Annotated in this window: 2 protein-coding genes; one reads left to right on the top strand and one right to left on the bottom strand. The window is 45.1% G+C overall.

Annotation, left to right across the window (positions count from 1 at the left end):
* Window positions 1-280: 280 nt before the first annotated feature.
* Window positions 281-415, top strand: coding sequence for an MbeD/MobD family mobilization/exclusion protein (locus tag R7044_RS28680; protein WP_169629211.1), 135 nt, complete (start codon window positions 281-283; stop codon window positions 413-415).
* 104 nt (window positions 416-519) lie between these two features.
* On the opposite strand, the gene R7044_RS24200 is transcribed toward R7044_RS28680, so the two are convergent.
* Window positions 520-1136: hypothetical protein (locus R7044_RS24200; protein WP_225455871.1), on the bottom strand; the 617-nt coding region annotated here is incomplete at its 5' end.

Genomic DNA, 1136 nt, shown 5'->3' with positions numbered 1-1136 from the left:
GCCTTACTCACAGCGCAGGGCAGCCCGAAAGGGTAAGAGAAAAATCCCGATCTGAAAGCGACCATAGAGATACCCAAATCACTCATAAATTTGAGTCGAAATGGGTAGGGGTCGGCGCAGCCGAAAGGGCGGCGTGCGCTAGCTTTCCTAGCATCCTTATCGTTTCTTTCAGGACAAAGAGGGGCGTTACATCGTGATCCCAGAGGGATACACTGTGAAAGGGGGATTGACTCTCAACGATGGCCAGAACGAACTTATCAAACTGGTGGAGAAGTAGAACATGACCGAGTTAGAAACCCTATTATTGAACGAATTCGAGCAATTGCAGACGCAGCACGAAATACAACAAAAGGAATTTGTGAATCTATACAACGATTTAGCGGAGCAGCTCCAGCAGTTGGAAACCCTGATTTGAATCAAGTATCAGTAATCTCTTTTTCAGGGAGTTTGGATCTGGTCACACGCTGCAATTGAGATTGAAGCATGAAAAAAGGCCCCGAAGGGCCTTTTAAAACTGGATTAGATACAGGTTCCACTGCTGCAATCAGGCATATCGGCCCAGAAGAGAACGTTTTCTTCTTTCACAATGCCCAGAGTCATCATGACCTGAACCAGTGGGCTCTTTAATGCTTGTTCACGATCGGTGATCTCTTCGGATGAAGTGAAAACGATGAATTTGATGTTTTCCGCTGGAATAGTGAAATACAAAGAGCTGGCCACACCGGCGATAGTATCAGGCAGCATATCTGTCATCATCAGGACTTCGAAAGAGATGGCTGACGGAATGTTCACCATATTATCAAAACTGCTAATAATGATGTCATTGATAACACCACCGCGAGGATGCCCTTTGAAGAACAGGTCATGCTCCTTACCAATATAGTAAGGGCTGGTTTCGTTGATAGCATTATTGATGATATTAACCTGTTGCTTGGCGTAGAACTCTTTCTCTTCACCACCGGCCCAGGTAGTCGTCCCCGTGAATACAAAGTTAGCCAGTGGACTCTTGTCATATTCTACTTGCAGCCAATTTTGATCAAAACCTACGATTTCAAGGAACAATGCTTGCTGCTCTGAGGACAGTTTTGCATATTTATCCCACTGCATTTGTTTGAGGCTATCACCCAGATACTCTT

Source organism: Vibrio sp. 1402, from assembly GCF_033340275.1.
This window is presented reverse-complemented; position numbering and strand designations above follow the sequence as displayed.